The organism is Nocardiopsis metallicus (genome assembly GCF_014201115.1).
GTDB classification, from domain to species: Bacteria; Actinomycetota; Actinomycetes; order Streptosporangiales; family Streptosporangiaceae; genus Nocardiopsis; species Nocardiopsis metallicus.
This window is the reverse complement of record NZ_JACHDO010000001.1, coordinates 182,891-202,390: the sequence shown is the minus strand read 5'-3', so window position 1 is coordinate 202,390 and position 19,500 is coordinate 182,891. Positions and strand designations below refer to the sequence as shown.

General features: G+C 69.9%; 14 protein-coding genes. 9 read left to right on the top strand and 5 right to left on the bottom strand.

The window, feature by feature from the left end; genetic code table 11:
* Nucleotides 1–111 precede the first annotated feature (111 nt).
* The 4 genes from aceB to HNR07_RS00785 all read left to right on the top strand — a co-directional run bounded on the left by aceB (nt 112) and on the right by HNR07_RS00785 (nt 6,205).
* On the top strand, nt 112–1,716 hold the full coding sequence (gene aceB / locus HNR07_RS00800; protein WP_184360603.1) for a malate synthase A: 1,605 nt from the start codon (nt 112–114) through the stop codon (nt 1,714–1,716).
* Between the two features lie 235 nt (nt 1,717–1,951).
* Complete coding sequence (locus tag HNR07_RS00795) at nt 1,952–3,484, top strand: FAD-linked oxidase C-terminal domain-containing protein (protein WP_246420014.1); 1,533 nt, start codon at nt 1,952–1,954, stop codon at nt 3,482–3,484.
* A gap of 100 nt (nt 3,485–3,584) precedes the next feature.
* Nucleotides 3,585–4,817, top strand: a complete 1,233-nt coding sequence (locus HNR07_RS00790) for an FAD-binding oxidoreductase (protein ID WP_184360600.1) — start codon at nt 3,585–3,587, stop codon at nt 4,815–4,817.
* Between the two features lie 47 nt (nt 4,818–4,864).
* Nucleotides 4,865–6,205: a (Fe-S)-binding protein gene (locus HNR07_RS00785; RefSeq protein ID WP_184360597.1), complete on the top strand. Its 1,341-nt coding sequence runs from the start codon at nt 4,865–4,867 to the stop codon at nt 6,203–6,205.
* A gap of 52 nt (nt 6,206–6,257) precedes the next feature.
* Here the strand turns inward: HNR07_RS00785 and dapF are convergent, their stop codons facing one another.
* Nucleotides 6,258–7,073, bottom strand: coding sequence for a diaminopimelate epimerase (gene dapF, locus HNR07_RS00780; protein ID WP_184360594.1), 816 nt, complete (start codon nt 7,071–7,073; stop codon nt 6,258–6,260).
* 142 nt (nt 7,074–7,215) lie between these two features.
* On the opposite strand from dapF, the gene miaA reads away from it, so the two are divergent.
* The gene (gene miaA / locus HNR07_RS00775; protein WP_184360591.1) at nt 7,216–8,208 is read left to right on the top strand and encodes a tRNA (adenosine(37)-N6)-dimethylallyltransferase MiaA; all 993 of its coding nucleotides are present in this window, start codon (nt 7,216–7,218) and stop codon (nt 8,206–8,208) included.
* A 33-nt stretch (nt 8,209–8,241) separates the two neighbouring features.
* Here the strand turns inward: miaA and HNR07_RS00770 are convergent, their stop codons facing one another.
* Nucleotides 8,242–8,922 carry a class III extradiol dioxygenase subunit B-like domain-containing protein gene (locus tag HNR07_RS00770; protein ID WP_184360588.1) on the bottom strand — a complete coding sequence of 227 codons (681 nt, stop codon included), beginning with the start codon at nt 8,920–8,922 and terminating at the stop codon, nt 8,242–8,244.
* 196 nt (nt 8,923–9,118) lie between these two features.
* Here HNR07_RS00770 and HNR07_RS00765 point away from each other — a divergent pair, with 196 nt between their 5' ends.
* The 4 genes from HNR07_RS00765 (at nt 9,119) to HNR07_RS00750 (ending at nt 14,227) form a co-directional block, all read left to right on the top strand.
* Entirely contained in the window at nt 9,119–9,859 is a 741-nt protein-coding gene (locus HNR07_RS00765; RefSeq protein ID WP_184360585.1) for a TetR/AcrR family transcriptional regulator, read from the top strand.
* A 19-nt stretch (nt 9,860–9,878) separates the two neighbouring features.
* Nucleotides 9,879–11,168, top strand: coding sequence for a cytochrome P450 family protein (locus HNR07_RS00760; protein WP_184360581.1), 1,290 nt, complete (start codon nt 9,879–9,881; stop codon nt 11,166–11,168).
* A gap of 184 nt (nt 11,169–11,352) precedes the next feature.
* Complete coding sequence (locus HNR07_RS00755; RefSeq protein ID WP_221318664.1) at nt 11,353–12,819, top strand: NF041680 family putative transposase; 1,467 nt, start codon at nt 11,353–11,355, stop codon at nt 12,817–12,819.
* 22 nt (nt 12,820–12,841) lie between these two features.
* On the top strand, nt 12,842–14,227 hold the full coding sequence (locus tag HNR07_RS00750; RefSeq protein ID WP_449406846.1) for an IS30 family transposase: 1,386 nt from the start codon (nt 12,842–12,844) through the stop codon (nt 14,225–14,227).
* Between the two features lie 77 nt (nt 14,228–14,304).
* On the opposite strand, the gene miaB is transcribed toward HNR07_RS00750, so the two are convergent.
* The 3 genes from miaB to HNR07_RS00735 all read right to left on the bottom strand — a co-directional run bounded on the left by miaB (nt 14,305) and on the right by HNR07_RS00735 (nt 19,489).
* The gene (miaB, locus tag HNR07_RS00745) at nt 14,305–15,771 is read right to left on the bottom strand and encodes a tRNA (N6-isopentenyl adenosine(37)-C2)-methylthiotransferase MiaB (RefSeq protein ID WP_312894054.1); all 1,467 of its coding nucleotides are present in this window, start codon (nt 15,769–15,771) and stop codon (nt 14,305–14,307) included.
* Between the two features lie 146 nt (nt 15,772–15,917).
* Nucleotides 15,918–18,974 (bottom strand): TRAP transporter permease, encoded by a 3,057-nt coding sequence (locus HNR07_RS00740; RefSeq protein ID WP_184360574.1) that lies wholly within the window; start codon nt 18,972–18,974, stop codon nt 15,918–15,920.
* Between the two features lie 44 nt (nt 18,975–19,018).
* Nucleotides 19,019–19,489, bottom strand: a complete 471-nt coding sequence (locus tag HNR07_RS00735; protein ID WP_246420013.1) for a DUF1850 domain-containing protein — start codon at nt 19,487–19,489, stop codon at nt 19,019–19,021.
* Between the last annotated feature and the right edge of the window lie 11 nt (nt 19,490–19,500).

Genomic DNA, 19,500 nt, shown 5'->3' with positions numbered 1-19,500 from the left:
CGGGAAGATCTTCACTGATCAAGGGCGCGAGTGACGTTGACCGCTCGACATCAAGATAGTAGCTTCGTTTCCACATACCAGAAGCTCGTTTCGTATTGCGGAAGGTTTTCCATGGGCGCCACGCACGGGGTCGAGATCACCGGCCCCCTCAACGAACGGTTCGACGAGATCCTCACCGAGGACGCCCTCGCCCTCGTCGCCGAACTGCACCGCACCTTCGAGCCGCGCCGCCAGGAACTGCTGGCCGCTCGCAGGACCCGCGAGGAACAGATCGCCGCCGGGGAGGACCTCGACTTCCTCCCCGAGACCAAGCACATCCGCGAGGACGACAGCTGGCAGGTCGCCCCGCCCGCTCCGGGCATCACCGACCGCCGGGTCGAGATCACCGGTCCCACGGACCGCAAGATGACGATCAACGCGCTCAACTCCGGCGCGAAGGTGTGGCTGTCCGACTTCGAGGACGCCAACACCCCGCTGTGGGAGAACATGATCCAGGGGCAGCTCAACCTGCGCGACGCCCTGGACCGACAGATCGACTTCACCTCCCCCCAGGGCAAGACCTACGCCCTCAAGGAGGACTCCGAGCTGGCCACGATCGTCGTCCGCCCGCGCGGCTGGCACCTGGACGAGAAGCACATCCTCGTCGACGGCGAGCGCACCAGCGGCGGCATCGTCGACTTCGCGCTGTACTTCTTCCACAGCGCCAAGCGCCAGATCGCCAAGGGCAAGGGCCCGTACTTCTACCTGCCGAAGATGCAGAGCCACCTCGAGGCGCGCCTGTGGAACGACATCTTCGTGCTGGCGCAGGAGCGCCTGGAGATCCCCCGCGGCACCATCCGCGCCACCTGCCTGATCGAGACCATCCCGGCCGCGTTCGAGATGGAGGAGATCCTCTACGAGCTGCGCGAGCACTCCGCCGGCCTCAACGCCGGCCGCTGGGACTACCTCTTCAGCATCATCAAGACCCACCGCACCCGCGGCCGCAAGTTCCTGCTGCCCGAGCGCAACGCCGTCACGATGACCGCCCCGATGATGCGCGCCTACACCGAGCTGCTGGTCAAGACCTGCCACAAGCGCGGCGCCCACGCCATCGGTGGTATGGCCGCCTTCATCCCGTCCCGCAAGGACGAGGAGGTCAACAAGGTCGCCTTCGCCAAGGTCCGCGACGACAAGTCCCGCGAGTCCGCTGACGGCTTCGACGGCTCCTGGGTCGCCCACCCCGACCTGGTCCCGGTCGCCAAGGAGATCTTCGACGGCGTCCTGGGCGACAAGCCCAACCAGATCGACAAGCAGCGCCCCGAGGTCGAGGTGACCGCCGCCGACCTGCTCGCCGTCGACCAGACCCCGGGCGGCGTCACGCTCGCCGGTCTGCGCGCCAACATCAACGTCGCCCTGCAGTACCTGGCGGCGTGGATGGGCGGCAACGGCGCGGTGGCGATCCACAACCTCATGGAGGACGCCGCCACCGCCGAGATCTCGCGCTCGCAGATCTGGCAGTGGCTGCACAACGACGTCACGCTGGACGGCGGCGAGAAGGTCACCGCCGAGCTGGTCAAGCAGATCATCGGCGAGGAGCTGGCCACCATCAAGGAGGCCCTCGGCGCGAACTTCAACGAGGACCTGTACAAGCAGGCCAGCGAGCTGTTCACCGAGGTCGCGCTGGACGACGACTACGTCGACTTCCTGACGCTGCCCGCCTACGAGCGCATGCCGTAGCCGAAACCGAACCGGAGCCACGGCGTACCGTCCAGCGCGGCCAACCTGGACGGAGCCAGCCCGATTCGTCGGTTTCGCGCAACGCAGTTTCATAAAACGCAGTTTCATAAAACGAAATACTGATTCCACCGCGCCCCTTGCCTCGGCAGGGGGCGCGGTCGTACGGTCCACTTGCGAGGTCGCAGTCGGAGAACGGGGCCCAGCGGCGTTCTCCGTACGGAACCGGGAGGCGCCCATGGCCACGACCGCACCCCGACCCGGGGGTTCCGCTCGCACGCCGGGCGACTCCGGTGCCCGCGACCGCACACCCGCGGCGCTGGCCGCCCTGGTCCCCCGGCTTCGCGAGATCTGCGGTGCCGACGGCGTACTGACCGACCCCTCCCAGCGGCGCGTCTACGAGAGCGACGGCCTCACCTACCACCGCTCCACCCCCGGTGTCGTGGTCATGCCGACCACCACCGACCAGGTCGCCGCCGTCATCCGGCTCTGCGCCGAGCACGGCGTCCCCTACGTCCCGCGCGGGGCGGGCACCGGACTGTCCGCGGGAGCGCTCCCCCACGCCGAGGGCGTCCTGCTGGTCACCTCGCGTATGCGCCGCATCCTCGAGATCGACCTCGACAACGAGTGCGCGGTGGTCGAACCGGGCGTGGCCAACCTCGACATCACCCGCGCCGCCGCCCCGCACGGCTACTACTACGCGCCCGACCCCTCCAGCCAGCAGGTGTGCTCGGTGGGCGGAAACGTCGCGGAGAACTCCGGCGGCGCCCACTGCCTCAAGTACGGGTTCACCGTCAACCACGTGCGCGGCCTGGAGATCGTCACCCCGGCAGGTGAGGTCGTGGAGTTGGGCGGAAAGGCACCGGGCGCGCACGGCTACGACCTCATCGGGGCGTTCGTCGGCTCCGAGGGCACCCTGGGCGTGGCCACCCGGATCACCGTCTCACTGACCCGTTCCCCCGAGAAGACCGTCACCCTGCTGTCCGCGTTCACCTCGCTCGACGCGGGCGGACAGGCGGTCAGCGCCATCATCGCCGCCGGGGTGCTGCCCTCGGCGATCGAGATGATGGACGCGCTGGCCATCGAGGCCGCCGAGCGCGCTGTGGCCTGCGACTACCCGGCGGGGGCGGCCGCCGTGCTGGTGGTGGAGCTGGACGGACCGGCGGCGGAGGTCGACGCCCAGCTGGAGCGGGTCACCGCCCTGTGCGCGGACGCCGGTTCCTTCGAGACCCGGGCGGCCAGCGGTGCCGAGGAGCGTGCGCTCATCTGGAAGGGCCGCAAGTCCGCCTTCGCCGCCGTGGGCCGGATCAGCCCGGCCTACATCGTCCAGGACGGGGTCGTGCCGCGTACCGCGCTGGGCGAGGTGCTGGGCCGGATCGCCGCGCTGTCGGCCGAGTCCGGTATCCGGGTCGCCAACGTCTTCCACGCGGGTGACGGCAACCTGCACCCGCTCGTGCTGTTCGACGACACCGAACCCGGCGCGGGCGAACGCGCCGAGGAGGTCTCCGGGGCGATCCTGGACCTGTGCATCGAGCACGGCGGTTCCATCACCGGTGAGCACGGGGTGGGGGTGGACAAGGCCTGCAAGATGCCGCGGATGTACGACGGCGCGTCCCTGGAGACCTTCGACCTGTTCCGGCGGGCCTTCGACCCGGCCGGGATCGCCAACCCGGAGAAGCTGCTGCCCACGCCCCGCCTGTGCGGTGAACGGCCCGGGGTCCGCGCGGGTGTGCACCCGCTGGTGGAGTCCGGTGAGGCCGAGCAGTTCTGATCCGTCCTGGCCGCGGCCGGGGTCGCGACCCGGGCGGCGGCCCGGCCACGGGGGCGGGTAGGGACGCGAGTACGACCGACACGGGCCGGGAGGGCCGAGGGTGACACAGAACCTGGACGTCGAGGGCTGCGCGGTGCGGGAGGCGGCCGCGGAGGACGCCGTGTGCGGGGTCGTGCCCCGGCAGGTGGCGGTGCCTTCCGACGCCGATTCCCTGTCCCGGGTGATGGCGGCCGCGCACCGGGGCGGGCTTTCGGTGACCGCGCGCGGCGCCGGAACCGCCCTGGACTGGGGTTGGCCGCCGCGCTCCCTGGACCTGTTGGTGGACACCTCGGCGCTGTCGTGGATCGACCACAACGCCGGTGACCTGGTGGTGGAGGTCGGTGCGGGCACCCCGATGGCCGACTTGGAGGCGGCGCTGGCCGCCGCCGGACAGCGCCTGTCCTACGACCCGGTCCGGTCCGGCGGCACGGTGGGCGGGGCACTGGCCACGGGAGTGAGCGGCCCGCGCCGCCTGCTCTCCGGGGCGCTGCGCGACCTGGTGATCGGAATGACGGTGGTACGCGCCGACGGGGTGCTGGCGCGCAGCGGCGGCCGGGTGGTCAAGAACGTGGCCGGGTACGACCTGGCCAAGCTGCACACCGGCGGGTACGGCACGCTCGGGGTGATCACCTCGGCCGCCTTCCGGCTGCACCCCGTCCCGGAGGCGCTACGCCTGGTGAGTGCTCGCCTGGACTCCCTGATCCCCGCGGAGAAGGCTCTGTCCGCGCTGCGCGAGACGGCGGTGGTGCCCTCTGCGGTGGAGCTGGACTGGCCCGCCAGCGGCCCGGGGCGGTTGGACGTGGTGCTGGAGGGCACCCCCGGCGGACTCGAGGCGCGCGTGGCCGCGACCGCGCGGGCGCTGGCCCCCTGGACCTCGGATGAAGGGCCGGTCGTCACCGAGGAGCTGCCCGAGGGCTGGGGACTGCTGCCCGCCGAAGGCACCGTCGCCCTGGTCACGGCCCCGCCCGCGCGGAGCGTCACCGCGGCCGACTGGGTGCGGGAGGTCTCCGGAGTGGTGGACGCGGGCGCGCACGTGCGCGGTTCGGCCGCCACCGGGGCCCTGTCCGTGACCTTCCCGCCGGGGACGCCCGCCGATCGGATCAGGCTGGTGGTCGACGGGGTGCGTTCGGCCGAGGGCCACCCGCTGGTGCTGCTGCGCGCCGAACCGCACGTGCGCGCCGCCGGGATCGACCCTTGGGGAGAGGTGCCCGGCCTGGGGCTGATGCGGGCGGTCAAGGACTCGTTCGACCCCGGTCACCGCCTGTCCCCCGGCCGGTTCACCGGAGGCATCTGACCTCGTCCGACCGCCGATCGCCATGACCCCGACCCTTGGGAGCGACCGTGACCGACCTACCGACCGAACCGGACAGCGGCGGTCCCGGCGAGCGCGAACGGCTCTTCGCCGACCTGCTCAACGACTGCGTGCACTGCGGGTTCTGCCTGCCCACCTGCCCCACCAACGTGCTGTGGGGCCAGGAGATGGACTCCCCGCGCGGCCGCATCCACCTCATGGGGCAGATGCACGGGGAGGACGTGCTCACCGAGACCGCGGTCGGGCACTTCGACAACTGTCTGGGCTGTCTGGCGTGTGTGTCCTCCTGCCCGTCCGGGGTGGCCTACGACGCGCTCATCGAGCACACCCGGCACCGGGTCGAGGAGGAGCACGAACGCCCCCGGAGTGAGCGCGTACTGCGCGGGGCGGTGTTCTCGCTCTTCCCGTACCGCAGGCGGCTGCGGGCGCTGCGCGGACCGCTGCGCGCCTACCGGGCCAGCGGGGTCTCCTCACTGCTGCGCCGGTCCGGGATCCTGGAGCGGATCTCACCGACCCTGGCCACCATGGAGCGCGTCGCCCCGCCGCTGTCGGCGCCGCCGCCCCCGCTGCCCGAGCTGGTACCCGCCGTGGGTGAGCGCCGGGCGCGCGTGGGCATGCTCGTGGGCTGTGTGCAGGGGGCGTTCTTCCCCGAGGTCAACACCGCGACCGCCCGGGTACTGGCCCTGGAGGGGTGCGAGGTGGTGATCCCGCGCGCCCAGGGGTGCTGCGGGGCGCTGTCGGGCCATTCGGGCCGACTCGCCGAGGCCGCCGGGTTCGCCAAGCGGCTGGTGGAGGTCTTCGAGGCCGGCCAGGTGGAGCGGATCGTGGTGAACTCGGCCGGGTGCGGGTCCAGCATGAAGCACTTCGACCGAACCCTGGCGGAGGCCGGTGCGGACACGGCCTGGGTAGACCGGGGCCGGGCGGTCTCGGAGAAGGTCGTGGACCTGACCGAGTACCTGGTCGCCCTGGGGCCGCGCGCGAAGCGCCACCCGATCCCACTGCGGGTGGCCTACCACGACGCCTGCCACCTGTCGCACGGCCAGGGGGTCACCCGCCAGCCCCGTGAGCTGTTGCGGCAGATCCCCGGGCTGGAGGTGGCGGACCTGCCCAACAAGGAGATCTGCTGCGGGTCCGCGGGCGTGTACAACCTCTTCAAGCCGCAGGCGGCGGGTGAGCTGGGCGACCGCAAGGGCCAGGACGTGGCCTCGACCGGGGCCCGGGTCCTGGTCTCGGGCAACCCCGGGTGCTCGCTGCAGATCGCGTCGGCGATGGAGCGCGCGGGTTCGTCGGTCGCGGTGGCCCACACCGCTCAGCTCCTGGACGCCTCCCTGCGCGGCCTGAGCGCGGAGCGGCTCTTCGGGAAGGGCTGACCGCTGGGCCCAGACCGATGCCCGGGCCGGTGCCCGGCCGCGGAACCGGGTCCTACACGAGGACGGTCTCGCCCTCCGCGACGATGACGGCGGGGCCGCTCAGGCGGGCGCCCGAGGCGTCCAGGTAGACCGTGCACTCGCCGCCGAGCACCCGCACCCTCCAGGTGGCGCCCTCGCCCTCGGGGGTGGCCGCGGCGGCCGCCGCCACGATGCCGGTACCGCAGGAGCGGGTCTCGCCGGAGCCGCGCTCGTACACGCGCATCTCCAGCACCCCGGGGCCGGTCTCGGTGTACACCTCGACGTTGGCTCCCTGCGGGAAGGCCTCAGCGTCGAGTTCGGGGAGCTGGGTGAGGTCGACGTCGGCGACCGGCCCCTCGACCTCGCAGGCCAGGTGCGGGTTGCCCACGGAGATCTGGGCGCCGTGCACGACCTGACGGGCGAGCTTGGCCGAGGAGGCCCCCTGGCGCTCGACCCGGCCCATGTCTACGGTGACGTCGCCGTTGGGCTCGATCACGACCCCCTTGGCGCCGTCGCGGGTACCGACCTCGAAGCGGTCGCCCCGGACGTAGCCGGCGTGCAGCAGGTAGCGGGCGAAGACCCGTACCCCGTTGCCGCACATCTCCGCGATGCTCCCGTCGGAGTTGCGGTAGTCCATGAACCACTCGGCGCGTTCGGCCGTGCGGGCCGCCGGGGCGAGCGTCTCACCGAGCGCGCTGGTGCGCACCACCCGGAGGATGCCGTCGCCGCCGATGCCCGCCCGGCGGTCGCACAGCAGCCGGACGGTCTCCTCCGTGACCTGGAGCTCCCCGTCGGGGTCGGGGAGGATCACGAAGTCGTTCTCTGTTCCGTGGCCCTTGGCGAATCGCATGCCGACCATCCTAGGTGCGCGCTCCCCGGCGATCGAACGGAGACGCTCGGCCGCCGGTCAGTAACCCGTCCGTCACCCGATTCCCACCCGTCTCTCACCCGGAGTGGCCCCAGAGCGGGTCCGACGTGGTTACGCTGGAGGGATGATCAAGGTGATCGCGGTCGTGGGCCCGACCGCTGTGGGCAAGTCGGACCTGGCCGTCGATCTCGCGGAGTGGCTGGAGGAACGCACCGGTCGTCGCGGCGAGGTGATCAACGCCGACTCCATGCAGCTGTACCGGGGTATGGACATCGGCACCGCGAAGCTCCCCGAGGAGGAGCGCCGGGGCATCCCCCACCATCTGCTGGACATCTGGGACGTACACGAACCGGCCGACGTGGCCAGCTACCAGACCCTGGCCCGGGAGCGGGTGGACGACTGCGCGGACCGCGACGTCATTCCCGTCCTGGTGGGCGGTTCCGGGCTGTACGTGCGCGCGGTCCTGGACCACATGGAGTTCCCCGGCACCGATCCCGAGGTTCGGGCCCGGCTGGAAGGCGAGCTGGCCGACATCGGCCCCGGGCTGCTGCACGCCAGGCTGGCCGAGGCCGACCCGGCGGCGGCCCGTACGATCCTGCCCGGCAACGGGCGGCGGATCGTCCGGGCGCTGGAGGTCATCGAGCTCACCGGGCAGCCCTTCACCGCCAACCTGCCCGACCACACCTCGTTCTACCCGTGCGTGCAGCTGGGGCTGACCGCCCCGCGCCCGGAGCTGGACGAGCGCATCGACCTGCGGGTCGAGCGCATGTGGGGCCAGGGGCTGCTGGAGGAGGTCCGCCGCCTGGACAAGCAGGGGCTGCGCGAGGGCCGCACCGCGTCCAAGGCGCTCGGCTACGCGCAGGCGCTCGCCCAGTTGGACGGCGAGATCACCGAGACCGAGGCCAAGGAGCAGACCGCCCAGGCCACCCGCCGGTTCGCCCGCCGCCAGGAGTCGTGGTTCCGCCGCGACCCGCGCGTGCACTGGCTGCCCTACGACGCCACGAACCTGCTGGAGCGGGCGATGGCCCAGGTGGAGGCGGCTCTGGCAGGCAGGGTGGAGGAGCCCGGCGAGGCCCTGGTGGACATCGCCACGCTGCTGCCCCACTCCCAGCGCTGACCCGCGCCGCTTTCGGTTCGGGCCCGCGCGGGCTCAGGACCAGGCGGCCACGAAGTACCCCACGCCGTAGGGCGCCTCGTAGGCGAGCAGGTCACCGGTGAGCGGGCTCTCCCCCGCCGCACCGGCCAGCACCTGCCAGGCGGGGCGCCCGGCGACCATGAGCTCGCGGGCCGACTCGGGGTCGAGCCCGGCCAGGTGTGCGGTGTCCGCCTTGCCCAGGGCGTCGGCGAGGGCGTCGTCGTAGGGGATCGCGCGTTCGTCCACGTATCCGGGTGAGTGCTCGGTCCGGCGGGCGCTGCCGTCCCCCATGACCAGCAGCGCGACCCGGTCCCCCGCCGCCGCCAGCGCGGCGCCGAGTTCGAGGGCGCGCTCCGGAGCGGTCTTCGAGGAGACCTCCAGGTAGCCGTCGGGGCTCAGGCCGGAGCGTTCGGCCAGCCAGCGGCCGGTGGTGGCGGCCAGGTCCAGCACCGCCGGTTCCGGCCCCACCCGCACATCCGCTCCGAAGTCGCGTAGGTCTCCCCCGGCGTCGCGGCCGTAATGCCGTTCCTCGGGCCCCCGCCCCACCACGTAGAGCAGGTCCGCCTCGCAGGCGCCGAGCCCGGCCACGGCCCGGTCGCAGGCCTCCCGCAGGGCCGCCAGGTCCGGTGCGGCCCCCTGGGCGACCTCGGGGAACAGTACGGGCGGATGGGGGCACACGGCAGCGGCGATCAACACAAGGCGAGGCTATCGCCACCCTTGCCAACGGGCGTTTCCTCGCCTAGCTTTGACTGTGTGACCGAATTTGAAATTCAGTCACACAGTCATAGGTTCGGACGGCGAGACAGAACCGGGATCGGGGGTGTGGATATGGTCGTCGCGTCAGCGCTGGTGGGCGCCACCGCCGGCGTCACACGAACCGAAGGAGCCGCAGGTGTCCCCGTCCGCCAACCCCGCCCCCACCGAACGCGAGGCACGGGCCGACCGCATCCTCGACGCGGCGGAGGAGCTCATGGTGGCCTGGGGCCATCGCAAGACCACCATCGACGACGTCGCACGCCGGGCGGGTATCGGCAAGGGCACCGTCTACCTGCACTTCCCCACCAAGGATCGGCTGTTCCTGACCGTGGTCCTGCGCGCCCAGTTCAGCATGGTGAGCCGCCTCATCACACTGTTGCGCGAGGAACCGGACGCCATCCGGCCCAGCGAGATCGCCCGCAACATCTACCTGCTCCAGTTCGAGTCCCCGATCATCCGAGGGCTCTACACCGACGACACCGAAGCCCTCGGGGCGATCAGCAGCAGTGTCGCCCACCTGGTCGGCGACCTGGTCGAGGCACGGCAGAAGGTCCTGCGCGACTACTGGGGCCTGCTGGCCGAGCACGGGGTGCTGAGCTCCCGGATCCCGGCGGAGCAGCAGTACTACGTCTACAGCACCACCGTCATCGGATACCTGGTCTCCGAACCCCTGCTCGCCCAGCAGGGGTTTGCCATCCCTGATCGCGCGGCCAGGGCCGACCTGATCGCACGCAGTGTCCGACTGCTCCTGGAACAGGACGTCTCCGAGAACGCGATGCGGAACGTACAGGCAGGAGCGATCACCCTCTTCGAGGGGCTCCGCGGGCGTCTGGCCGACGAGATCCAGGAACAGAAACGCGTCAAACGCACCACGTAGACCTCCCGAGGAGGGCCATATGTCCGCCAACCCGGCCACACGGCAGCCCGGCGGTTCCGCCGAGACCATCAACATGCGCGGAGCGGAGTTCACCGAACACCCGTTCCGCGTCATCGAACGGATTCGGGCGGCGGGCGGCTCAGCACCGGTGCTGTTCGTCGACAACCAGGCGGCTCTGGCCTTCGTCGACGACGCCGACGTACGCACCATCCTCAGTGACCGGCGGTTCGTCGTGGACGCGGACAACGTGCCCGAAGGGCCGACCGGTGCCAGGCGCTCCCACGCCCTGAACTCCCTGGGCATCCGACCCGATCTGGTCACCTACCTCACCGAGTCCCTGTTGGACAAGGACGGCGCCGATCACGCCCGCCTGCGCAAGCTGGTCTCGCGCACCTTCACCGTGCGCCGTGTCAACGATCTGCGTCCGAGCGTCGAGCGGATCGCCGCCGACCTGCTGGCGGCACTCCCCTCCCACGCGGACGGGGACGGGGTGGTCGACCTGATCAAGCACTTCGCCTACCCGTTGCCCATCACGGTCATCTGCGACCTGGTGGGCGTCCCCGAGGCCGACCGGACGCAGTGGCTGGCCTGGAGCCACCAGCTCTCCCGTTTCGACCCCTCCCGGCCCGAGGCGATGAACGAGACCCTCGGCGCGATGATCGACCACATCGAGGAGATGATCGTCGAACGCCGTGAGAGGCCGCGCGGGGACTTCCTGGACGCGCTTATCGGCGTGCGGGACGAGGACGGCGGCCGACTCTCCGGGAGCGAACTCGTGACCCTGGTGTTCACCCTGGTGGTCGCCGGGCACGAGACCACCGCTCACCTACTTGGCAACGGCACACGCGCGCTCCTGGAGAACCCGGACCAGCTGGCCCTGCTCCGCTCCGATCCGGGCCTGCTCCCGGCCGCGGTCCACGAAATGCTCCGTTTCGCCGGGACCGCCGTCACGGCCAAGGCCCGGTACGCGACGGAAGACGTCCAGCTCCGTACCGGGAAGGTACTGGCCGGGGAACGGGCCGTGGCGATGGTCGCCGGCGCCAACCGCGACCCGAGCGTCCACCCGGATCCCGACCGCTTCGACATCACCCGCCACCACGGCAGGCCCGGGGAGGCACACGTGGCTTTCGGACACGGCATGCACTACTGCCTCGGCGCGGCCCTCGCCCGCCAGGAGGGGGAGATCGCCTTCGAAGCCCTCTTCCGGACCTTCCCGGAGCTCTCCCTGGTCCCCGGCCGCCCACCGCTGCCCGACCCCGTCCCGGGGACCCTGCGGCTGAGCGAACTTCCCGTGCGGCTCGGAATCTAACGCACACATCAGGAACACAAGAGGCCCCCGCTCCCCTTGGGTTCTAGCTTGGCGTTTAACCTCGAGCCCGTGACCGGATACCGTCCCGGTCACGGGCTTCGTTGTTTCCCGGACAGCACAACGGCCTTCGCGTGATCATGTGCTTCAACCACGAACACACCTGATCACAACGAAGGCCGTCACCATGAGTCTGCTGCACCAGCACACCCCTGTCGAGCCACTGTCGACATTGGCCCGATTCCGCTCCCAGTTCCACGCCTGCCTGACCACACGTGCTGACGCCCTCTTCGAGGTCTGCGAAGCCCTGGTCAGCACCCCGACCCCCGTGCGCCACCTGGCACAACTCTCCCTGGAGCCCGAACACCACCGCGGCCACGGCTCGGCCTACGCCGCCCTGGCCCACGGAAGCATCGACACCACCCAACTGCGATCGATCCTGGCCTCGCTGCCCCTGCCCCGCTTCCACGGGCGCATCGTGTTGGCCTGCGATGTCTCCCCCTGGCTGCGCCCGGACGCCTGGACCAGCCCTGACCGGGCCTGGTGCCACACCTACGGGCGCGGCACCGGCCAGGCCGAGATGGTCCCGGGCTGGCCCTACTCCATGATCGTCGCACTGGAAGAGGGCTCCACCTCCTGGACCGCGCCCCTGGACCTGCGCCGCCTGCACAGTGACGAGGACCCCACCACCGTCACCGCCCACCAAGTCCGCCAGCTGATCGCCCGATTGATCAGGGCTGAACACCACCAGCAGGGCGATCCCGACATTGTGGTGGTGGTTGACGCGGGCTATGACAGTCCTCGTCTGGCCTATCTGCTCGCTGATCTGCCCGTTCAGGTGGTGGGCCGGTTGCCCTCCAACCGGGTGCTCTACGGCCCAGCCGAGCACCGACCGATCTCAGCCAACGGGCGCCCGCCCAAACACGGGGCTGCCCTACGGATGGCCGCCCCCGATACCTGGCCCGAGCCGGAGACGGTGACCACCGCTGCCACCCGCCGCTACGGCAGTGCCACCGCGCGCTCCTGGGATCGGATGCATCCCCGGCTGACCCACCGCTCAGCCTGGGCCGAGCACCCCGGTGAGCTACCGGTGATCGAGGGCACCCTGGTGTTGTTGCAGGTGCAGGCTTTGCCCTCGCGGCGCGATCCCAAACCGTTGTGGTTGTGGTCCTCAGCCACCGGCATGCGCTCAGAGCAGGTCAGTCAGATGTGGTGGGCTTATTTGCGCCGGTTCGACATCGAGCACACCTTCCGCTTCCTCAAACAGTCGTTGGGGTGGAACGCACCCCGGCTACGGGACCCGCGATCGGCGGACCGGTGGTCCTGGCTGGTCGTGGTGGCCTATACCCAGCTACGTCTGGCCCGGTTGTTGGCGCGTCAGGTCAGATTGCCCTGGCATCGGCTGGTGGAAGCGGACCGGATGAGTCCGGCGCGGGTGCGTCGGGGGTTTCGGTACATTCGCGCTGACCTGCCGGTGTGTGTGGGGTGCACCGAAATCCTGCGGGCCTGGTCCGGGGCGTCCGGTGGGGAGCCAGAACAAGCGTCCAGCTCCCCGATACGGGGTTCCCAAGAAGAACAAAACGGGCACTACGGGGCACCCCGGAGCCAAGCAAGCAGGTTAAACGCCAAGCTAGTGGTGGTCGCAACACCCTGACTTTGGGGAGGTTGCGACCACCGTGTCGTTTTCCAAGCAAGAACTGGCCCGGCTGCGGGAGCGGTTCCTGGAGCTGATGACCGAGTCCGGGAACGTCACCGAGGTAGCCCGAAAGCTCGGTATCAACCCCAACACCGCGTTCACCTGGGCACGCAAAGCCGGACTACGCTCCAGGCGCCAGCAGCGCCGCCACCCAGCACGAGACGAGTACCACCGCCTGCGTCAGAGCGCTGTGCCCCGCCGAGAGGCCGCCCGGCGGGTCGGGATCAACGAGCGCACCGCCAAAGACTGGGACCGCGGGGTACGCAAGTCCGGCAACTCAAGGATCTATGCCGATGGCCGCCGGGTGAACTACTCCACCGGACAGACCACCATAGAGCCCATGACCAGCCCCCAACCAGCGTTGGACGCACTCGAACGGCAGGTGCATCCACGCTTTTTGACCCTGCACGAGCGGGAGAGGATCGCTGACCTTCACCGGGCCGGGTGGAGCCTGCGAGCGATCGGCCGCGACCTGGGGCGACCCGCCTCGACGATCAAGCGTGAACTCGACCACCACCGTGGCCAGGACGGCTCCTACGGCGCCTATACGGCCCAACGCCGGGCCATCGCACAGCGGGCGCGTCCCAAACCCGCCAAGCTCGCCTGCCCCGGCCCCTTGCGCGACTACGTCGCCCAAGGGTTGGAGGAACAATGGTCCCCCGAGCAGATCAGCAACCGGATCGTTGAGGACCATCCTGATGACCAGGACATGCGTGTGAGCCACGAAACGATCTACCAGGCGCTCTACGTCCAGGCCCGGGGCGGGCTCAAACGCGAGGTCGCCGCCGCGCTGCGCACCGGACGCATCCGACGCAAGCCCCGCCGTTCCTCCGAGCACAGGCAGAGCCGGTTCGTTGATCCGATGGTGATGATCAGCGAGCGCCCCGCCGAGGTCGAAGACCGTGCTGTTCCAGGGCATTGGGAGGGCGATTTGATCACGGGGGCGCATAACAAGTCCGCGATCATCACCTTGGTCGAGCGGTCGAGCAGGTATGTGATGCTCGGGCACCTGCCCGGCGAGCACACCGCCGAGGCGGTGGGAGGCGTTCTGAGCGCTCTGGTCCAGACGCTGCCCGAGCATCTGCGCGGGTCCTTGACCTGGGACCAGGGCAGCGAGATGGCCGGTCACAGAAGGTTCTCGGTGGATACGGGGGTGCCGGTGTTCTTCTGCGACCCGGCCTCGCCCTGGCAGCGCGGGTCGAACGAGAACACCAACGGGCTGTTGCGCCAGTACTTTCCCAAGGGCACCGATCTGTCGGTGCACGGCCCGCTGGACCTGGAGCACGTGGCTCAGAAGCTGAACGGTCGGCCACGCAAAACGCTCGGCTGGAAAACTCCAGCCGAGCGTTTGCATACACTCGTGTGATCAACGAGGTGTTGCGATGACCCCTTGAATCCACCCCCCTGATCGGGGGTGCGGGGGCCGCAGCGTGCGCGTTCGACTCAGGCGTCGCAGCAGCCGCCGACGGGGGCGGGCTGCTCTTCCGGGACCCCGATCTTCGGCATGCCCAGCAGGACGTCCGGCTTGCTCACCTGGACCGGCTTGCCCTGACGGGCGTCCCAGGCGTCACCGGCACGGGTGCGGCGCAGGTTCCGGATCCCGGAGTCGGCGACCAGGTGGTGCGGGGCGGCGTAGGTGACCTCGACGGTGACCATGTCGCCCGGACGCGGCTCCTCGGAGTCGCCCACCGCGAAGTGCACCAGGCGGTTGTCGGGGGCGCGGCCGGACAGGCGGCGGTGCTCGCCGTCCTTCTTGCCCTCGCCCTCGGAGACCATCAGCTCGACCTCGCGGCCGATCAGCTTCTGGTTCTCCTCCCAGGAGATCTGGTCCTGGAGGGCGACCAGCCGCTGGTAGCGCTCCTTGACGACCTCCGGCGGCACCTGGTCGTCCATGGTGGCGGCCGGGGTGCCGGGGCGCTTGGAGTACTGGAAGGTGAACGCCATCGCGAACCGGGACTCGCGGACCACGTGCAGGGTCTGCTCGAAGTCCTCCTCGGTCTCGCCGGGGAAGCCCACGATGATGTCGGTGGTGATGGCCGCCTGCGGCATGGCCGCGCGCACCTTCTCCACGATGCCGAGGAAGCGCTCCTGACGGTAGGAACGGCGCATGTCCTTGAGGACCTTGCTGGAACCCGACTGCAGCGGCATGTGCAGCTGCGGCATCACGTTGGGCGTCTGGGCCATGGCCTCGATGACGTCGTCGGTGAAGTCGCGCGGGTGCGGGGAGGTGAAGCGGACCCGCTCCAGCCCCTCGATCTCACCGCAGGCGCGCAACAGCTTGGAGAAGGCCTGGCGGTCGCCGAACTCGCTGCCGTAGGCGTTGACGTTCTGGCCGAGCAGCGTCACCTCGGTGACACCCTCCTCGACCAGGGCGCGCACCTCGGCGAGCACGTCGCCGGGGCGCCGGTCCTTCTCCTTGCCGCGCAGGGCGGGCACGATGCAGAAGGTGCAGGTGTTGTTGCAGCCGACCGAGATCGACACCCACGCGGCGTAGGCGGACTCGCGGCGGCTGGGCAGCGTGGACGGGAAGTGCTCCAGCGCCTCGGCGATCTCGACCTGCGCCTCGCGCTGGACGCGGGCGCGCTCCAGCAGGGTCGGCAGGGAACCGATGTTGTGGGTGCCGAACACCACGTCCACCCAGGGGGCCCGGCGCACGATCTCGCCGCGGTCCTTCTGGGCGAGGCAGCCGCCCACGGCGATCTGCATGCCGGGGTTGGCGTCCTTGACCGGACGCAGGTGCCCGAGGTTGCCGTAGAGGCGGTTGTCCGCGTTCTCCCGGACCGCACAGGTGTTGAAGACGACGATGTCTGCGGCGGTGTCCTCAGCTGCGCGAGCGTACCCAGCGTCCTCCAGCAGACCGGAGAGGCGCTCGGAGTCGTGGACGTTCATCTGGCAGCCGTAGGTCCGCACTTGGTAGGTACGACTCTGGCTCACCGTTCCAGGCTAACCCGTGCCGGGGGCGGGTCGGCCCTGGAGGGGAATCGGTTCGGTTACACACGCAAGCGGGCGCGCCCCGGGCCTTGGTGAAAGGCCCGGGGCACGCCCGTGGGCGAGGGTCAGTCGCGGTTTCCGTCCTCGGCGTCCCTGCCCGAGGAGGCTTCCGCCGCCTCGGTCGCGGAGCCCGGTACCGAGGCTTCCGATCCCACCTGCGGAACGAAGGTGGGTCCGCCCTCCTTCTTGGTCCTCCAGCGCTCGTACCCGATGACCAGGACCACCAGGAAGAGTCCGAACAGGTTGGTGTGCCAGCTCTCGGAGACCAGCAGGAGTCCGCCCACGATCAGGGCCAGACGCTTGTACCACTGGAGGTGCCGGTCAATGTAGCCGACGAGGCCGAGGGCGACCAGGGCGGCACCGATCACACCGGAGACAGCGGCCACAGACCCGGTGAACAGCGTGACGTCCTGGAGCAGGATGGCCGGGTTGAACACGAACATGAACGGCATCACGAACGCCGCGACCGCGATACGCACCGCGTAGAAGCCGGTCCTGATCGGATCGCCCCCGGAGATACCGGAGGCGGCGTAGGCCGCCAGGCACACCGGCGGGGTGATGTCCGCGAGCACACCGAAGTAGTAGACGAACAGGTGCGCCGACAGGATCATGGCCAGGGTGCGCGTGTCGAACTCGCCCTGCAGGACCGCGACGATCGCCGGGGCGGCCAGCGTGGCCGTGATGACGTAGTTGGCGGTGGTCGGCAGGCCGATGCCGAGGATCAGGCAGGCGAGCATCGACATGAAGAGGATCAGGAACAGGTCGACGCGCATGGAGGCCACCGCCTCGGCCCCGAACTCCGGACCCAGGCCGGCCCACGACAGCATCGGCGACACGGCGATCGCGGTGAGCAGGTTGGCCAACGCCGTGGTGACCGAATCGGCGATCCCCAAAAGACCGCGGCTGAGCTTCAGACCGAGGTCGGTGGTGGTGATCACACCGGCGATGATCCCCGCCGAGGCGCAGGCCACGATGATGGGGATGGCCAGCCGGGAGGCTCCGACCATACCGTCCAGCAGGGTGTGCAGGTTCAGCCGGTCGTCACTGGTCTCCTTCCAGGCCCTGAAGGCCACGACCAGCACGATGCCGATCAACGCGATCCCCACGGAGACCACCAGAGCGGTCATCCCCCGGGCCAGCCCGGTCACCACGTTGTCGAGGACCCATACCAGTGCGGACGCCGCGACGGCGGCGACGATGATCGGCAGGGAGAGGCGCAGCGCGCTCGACACGACCTCACCGAACGCCCGGAGCCGCAGCCGCCCCTCGACCACCTTCCAGGGCATCGCGACGATCTGCGAGACCAGGTTGATTCCGACGGTCGCCAGAACCGCGCCCATCGCCGAGAACATCGGAGAGTAGCCCATGGAGAGCAGGGCGAAGATCGCGATGACCGGCGCCAGCAGGTAGCCGCGCGTCAGCAGCAGCCGCCGCAGGTTCGGGAGCATCTCCTTGGGCAGGCCGCCGATGCCCATCCGCTTGGAGTCGTAGTGGACGACCACGTACTGCGACACGAAGAACATGACGGCCGGGATCGCCGCCGCGGTCAGGATCTGCTGGTAGGAGGCGCCGGTGAACTCGATCATGATGAACGCGCCCGCGCCCATGATCGGCGGCATGATCTGACCGCCCGTGGAGGAGGCCGCCTCGACGGCGCCCGCGTACTCGGGCTTGTACCCGGACTTCTTCATCATCGGGATGGTAAACGCACCGTTGGATACGGTGTTGGCCACCGAGCTTCCGGTCATCGTGCCGGAGAACGCGCTGGTGACGATGCCGACCTTCGCCGTACCGCCGACGGAGGCGCCCGTGGCTCCGAGCGCCAGGTCGGTGAAGAACCGCTCCATGCCCGTGCGCTGCAGCATCGCCGCGAAGATCATGAACAGGAAGATGAACGTGGCCGAGATCCCCAGGGGGGTACCGAACACGCCCTCGGTTCCGACATACAGGTTGGTGATGATCTGGTCCACGCTCGAACCACGGTGCCGCAGGAACCCCGGCATCGCCTGCCCGAAGTAGGCGAAGGCCAGCAGAGCACCGGACAGCACGACCAGCGCGGCGCCGAGGACGCGCGAGGCGGCGACCATGATCAGCAGGATGCCGATCGTGCCCACCATCACGTAGGTCGGGTTCATGATCCCGACGGTCCTGGCGATCTCCTGGTAGTTGACGAACATGTACATGCCGGCGAAGACACCCAGCGCGGACAGCACGATGTCGAACGCGGGCATCCCCATCACCTTCAGGGGAACGTGACGGGACGCCTGGACCAGGATCAGGATGAGCGCCGCCGGTCCGACCACGTTCCAGCCGGCGATTCCGGCCGAGAGCATGTAGATCAGGATCGCGGCGCCGGTGAGGCTCAGGCCCCAGCGGCGGACCAGGGGCCAGAGGGCTTCGGGGAAGACCCGGGGGAAGCACAGGAAGCCGAGGGAAAGGGCCGTGGAGGCCAGGACCAGCACCAGTCCCAGGATGGGAAGGAAGAAGAACCCCCCGCCGGACTCGCTCGTGACCATGTCGAGGGAGATGAGCGCGGCGCCGACGAGAAGCGTCCAGCCCGCCCCCCGTTGGGCTCGGGAGGTGTCCTCGGACACTCCCCTGGCCCGGACGAGCCCGACAGCCCCGCCCAGAACGAGAGCCGCCACGACACCGAACAGCCACTGCGGCAGGTACAGGTACATGGCGGTGTTGGTGCCGGAGGCGGCGCCGACCACGAGGTAGGAGACCAGCAGGCCGCTGAACGCCATGCTCGCACCGTAGAAGGGACCGCGCGCCCCTTCCGGACCGTGCTTGGTCGGGTACAGCAGGAAGACCAGGCCGAGACCCAGAGCCAGGTGGAACGACCGCTGCTGCAGCGGCGGAAGAGTGCCCGTGAACGCGGTCCACAGGTGGAAGGTCGCCAGGACCAGAGCGGCGAAGAACACTCCCCAGCGCCAGATCGAGCTCAACCCCGTCCGGGTGCCCTCGACCCCGGTGTCCTCCGTGTAATCGTGCTTCTCGAGAGCCTGAAGATCCTCTTCGATGCCCTTGAGGGCCGCGGAGCCCGGCTCACTGACAGCGGTGCCCCCGCTGTCAGGCGTGTCGCCCCCGGGCGCTCCGGGGGACTTGTGGTCCGATGTCATCAGCTACGTCCTTGTCCTAGGCGGGGACCTCCCCGGCCGTCAGCTCACTCACCCGGATCACGCAGGTGCGTCCAGGTGTACAACTCGATCCTCGTGCCCGGTTCCGCGAGGTCCAGTAGGCGGATCTCCTTGTCTGCGACCACCAGACGGTGGTCGACGTCCCTGCTGCCGACCACCATCCTGACCGTCCCGAGGGGGCGCCCGTGGTGGTCGGCGCGGTACCCGGAAGCCACGCGTTCGAAGGTCGTCGTCACGCCGCCGATGGTTTCGGGCCCCGAAGGAAGATTGGCGCCGTGCGCGTCGAACCGGATCTCCTCCATCAGCAACCCGTCGGAGACCGAGACCGAGTAGACCTCGTGTACCGGCCGCCGGTGCACGGAGTGCGTGTGGACGAGCTCGACGCGCTGGCCCAGCTCGACCGGCAGGCTCAGGAGCACGTCACCGGTCTCGTGTTCCCGAGCACCGAACCAGGCGGGCCCGGGCCCGGCGGAGTCGCTCAACAGCACCGTCAGCATCAACAGAACCA

Coding starts and splice junctions, on each gene's coding strand:
- dapF (WP_184360594.1), bottom strand. CDS start 7,073: ATGCGATTCGCCAAGGGCCACGGAACAGAGAACGACTTCGTGATCCTC.
- HNR07_RS00755 (WP_221318664.1), top strand. CDS start 11,353: ATGAGTCTGCTGCACCAGCACACCCCTGTCGAGCCACTGTCGACATTG.
- HNR07_RS00740 (WP_184360574.1), bottom strand. CDS start 18,974: ATGACATCGGACCACAAGTCCCCCGGAGCGCCCGGGGGCGACACGCCT.
- aceB (WP_184360603.1), top strand. CDS start 112: ATGGGCGCCACGCACGGGGTCGAGATCACCGGCCCCCTCAACGAACGG.
- miaA (WP_184360591.1), top strand. CDS start 7,216: ATGATCAAGGTGATCGCGGTCGTGGGCCCGACCGCTGTGGGCAAGTCG.
- HNR07_RS00795 (WP_246420014.1), top strand. CDS start 1,952: ATGGCCACGACCGCACCCCGACCCGGGGGTTCCGCTCGCACGCCGGGC.
- HNR07_RS00760 (WP_184360581.1), top strand. CDS start 9,879: ATGTCCGCCAACCCGGCCACACGGCAGCCCGGCGGTTCCGCCGAGACC.
- HNR07_RS00735 (WP_246420013.1), bottom strand. CDS start 19,489: ATGCTGACGGTGCTGTTGAGCGACTCCGCCGGGCCCGGGCCCGCCTGG.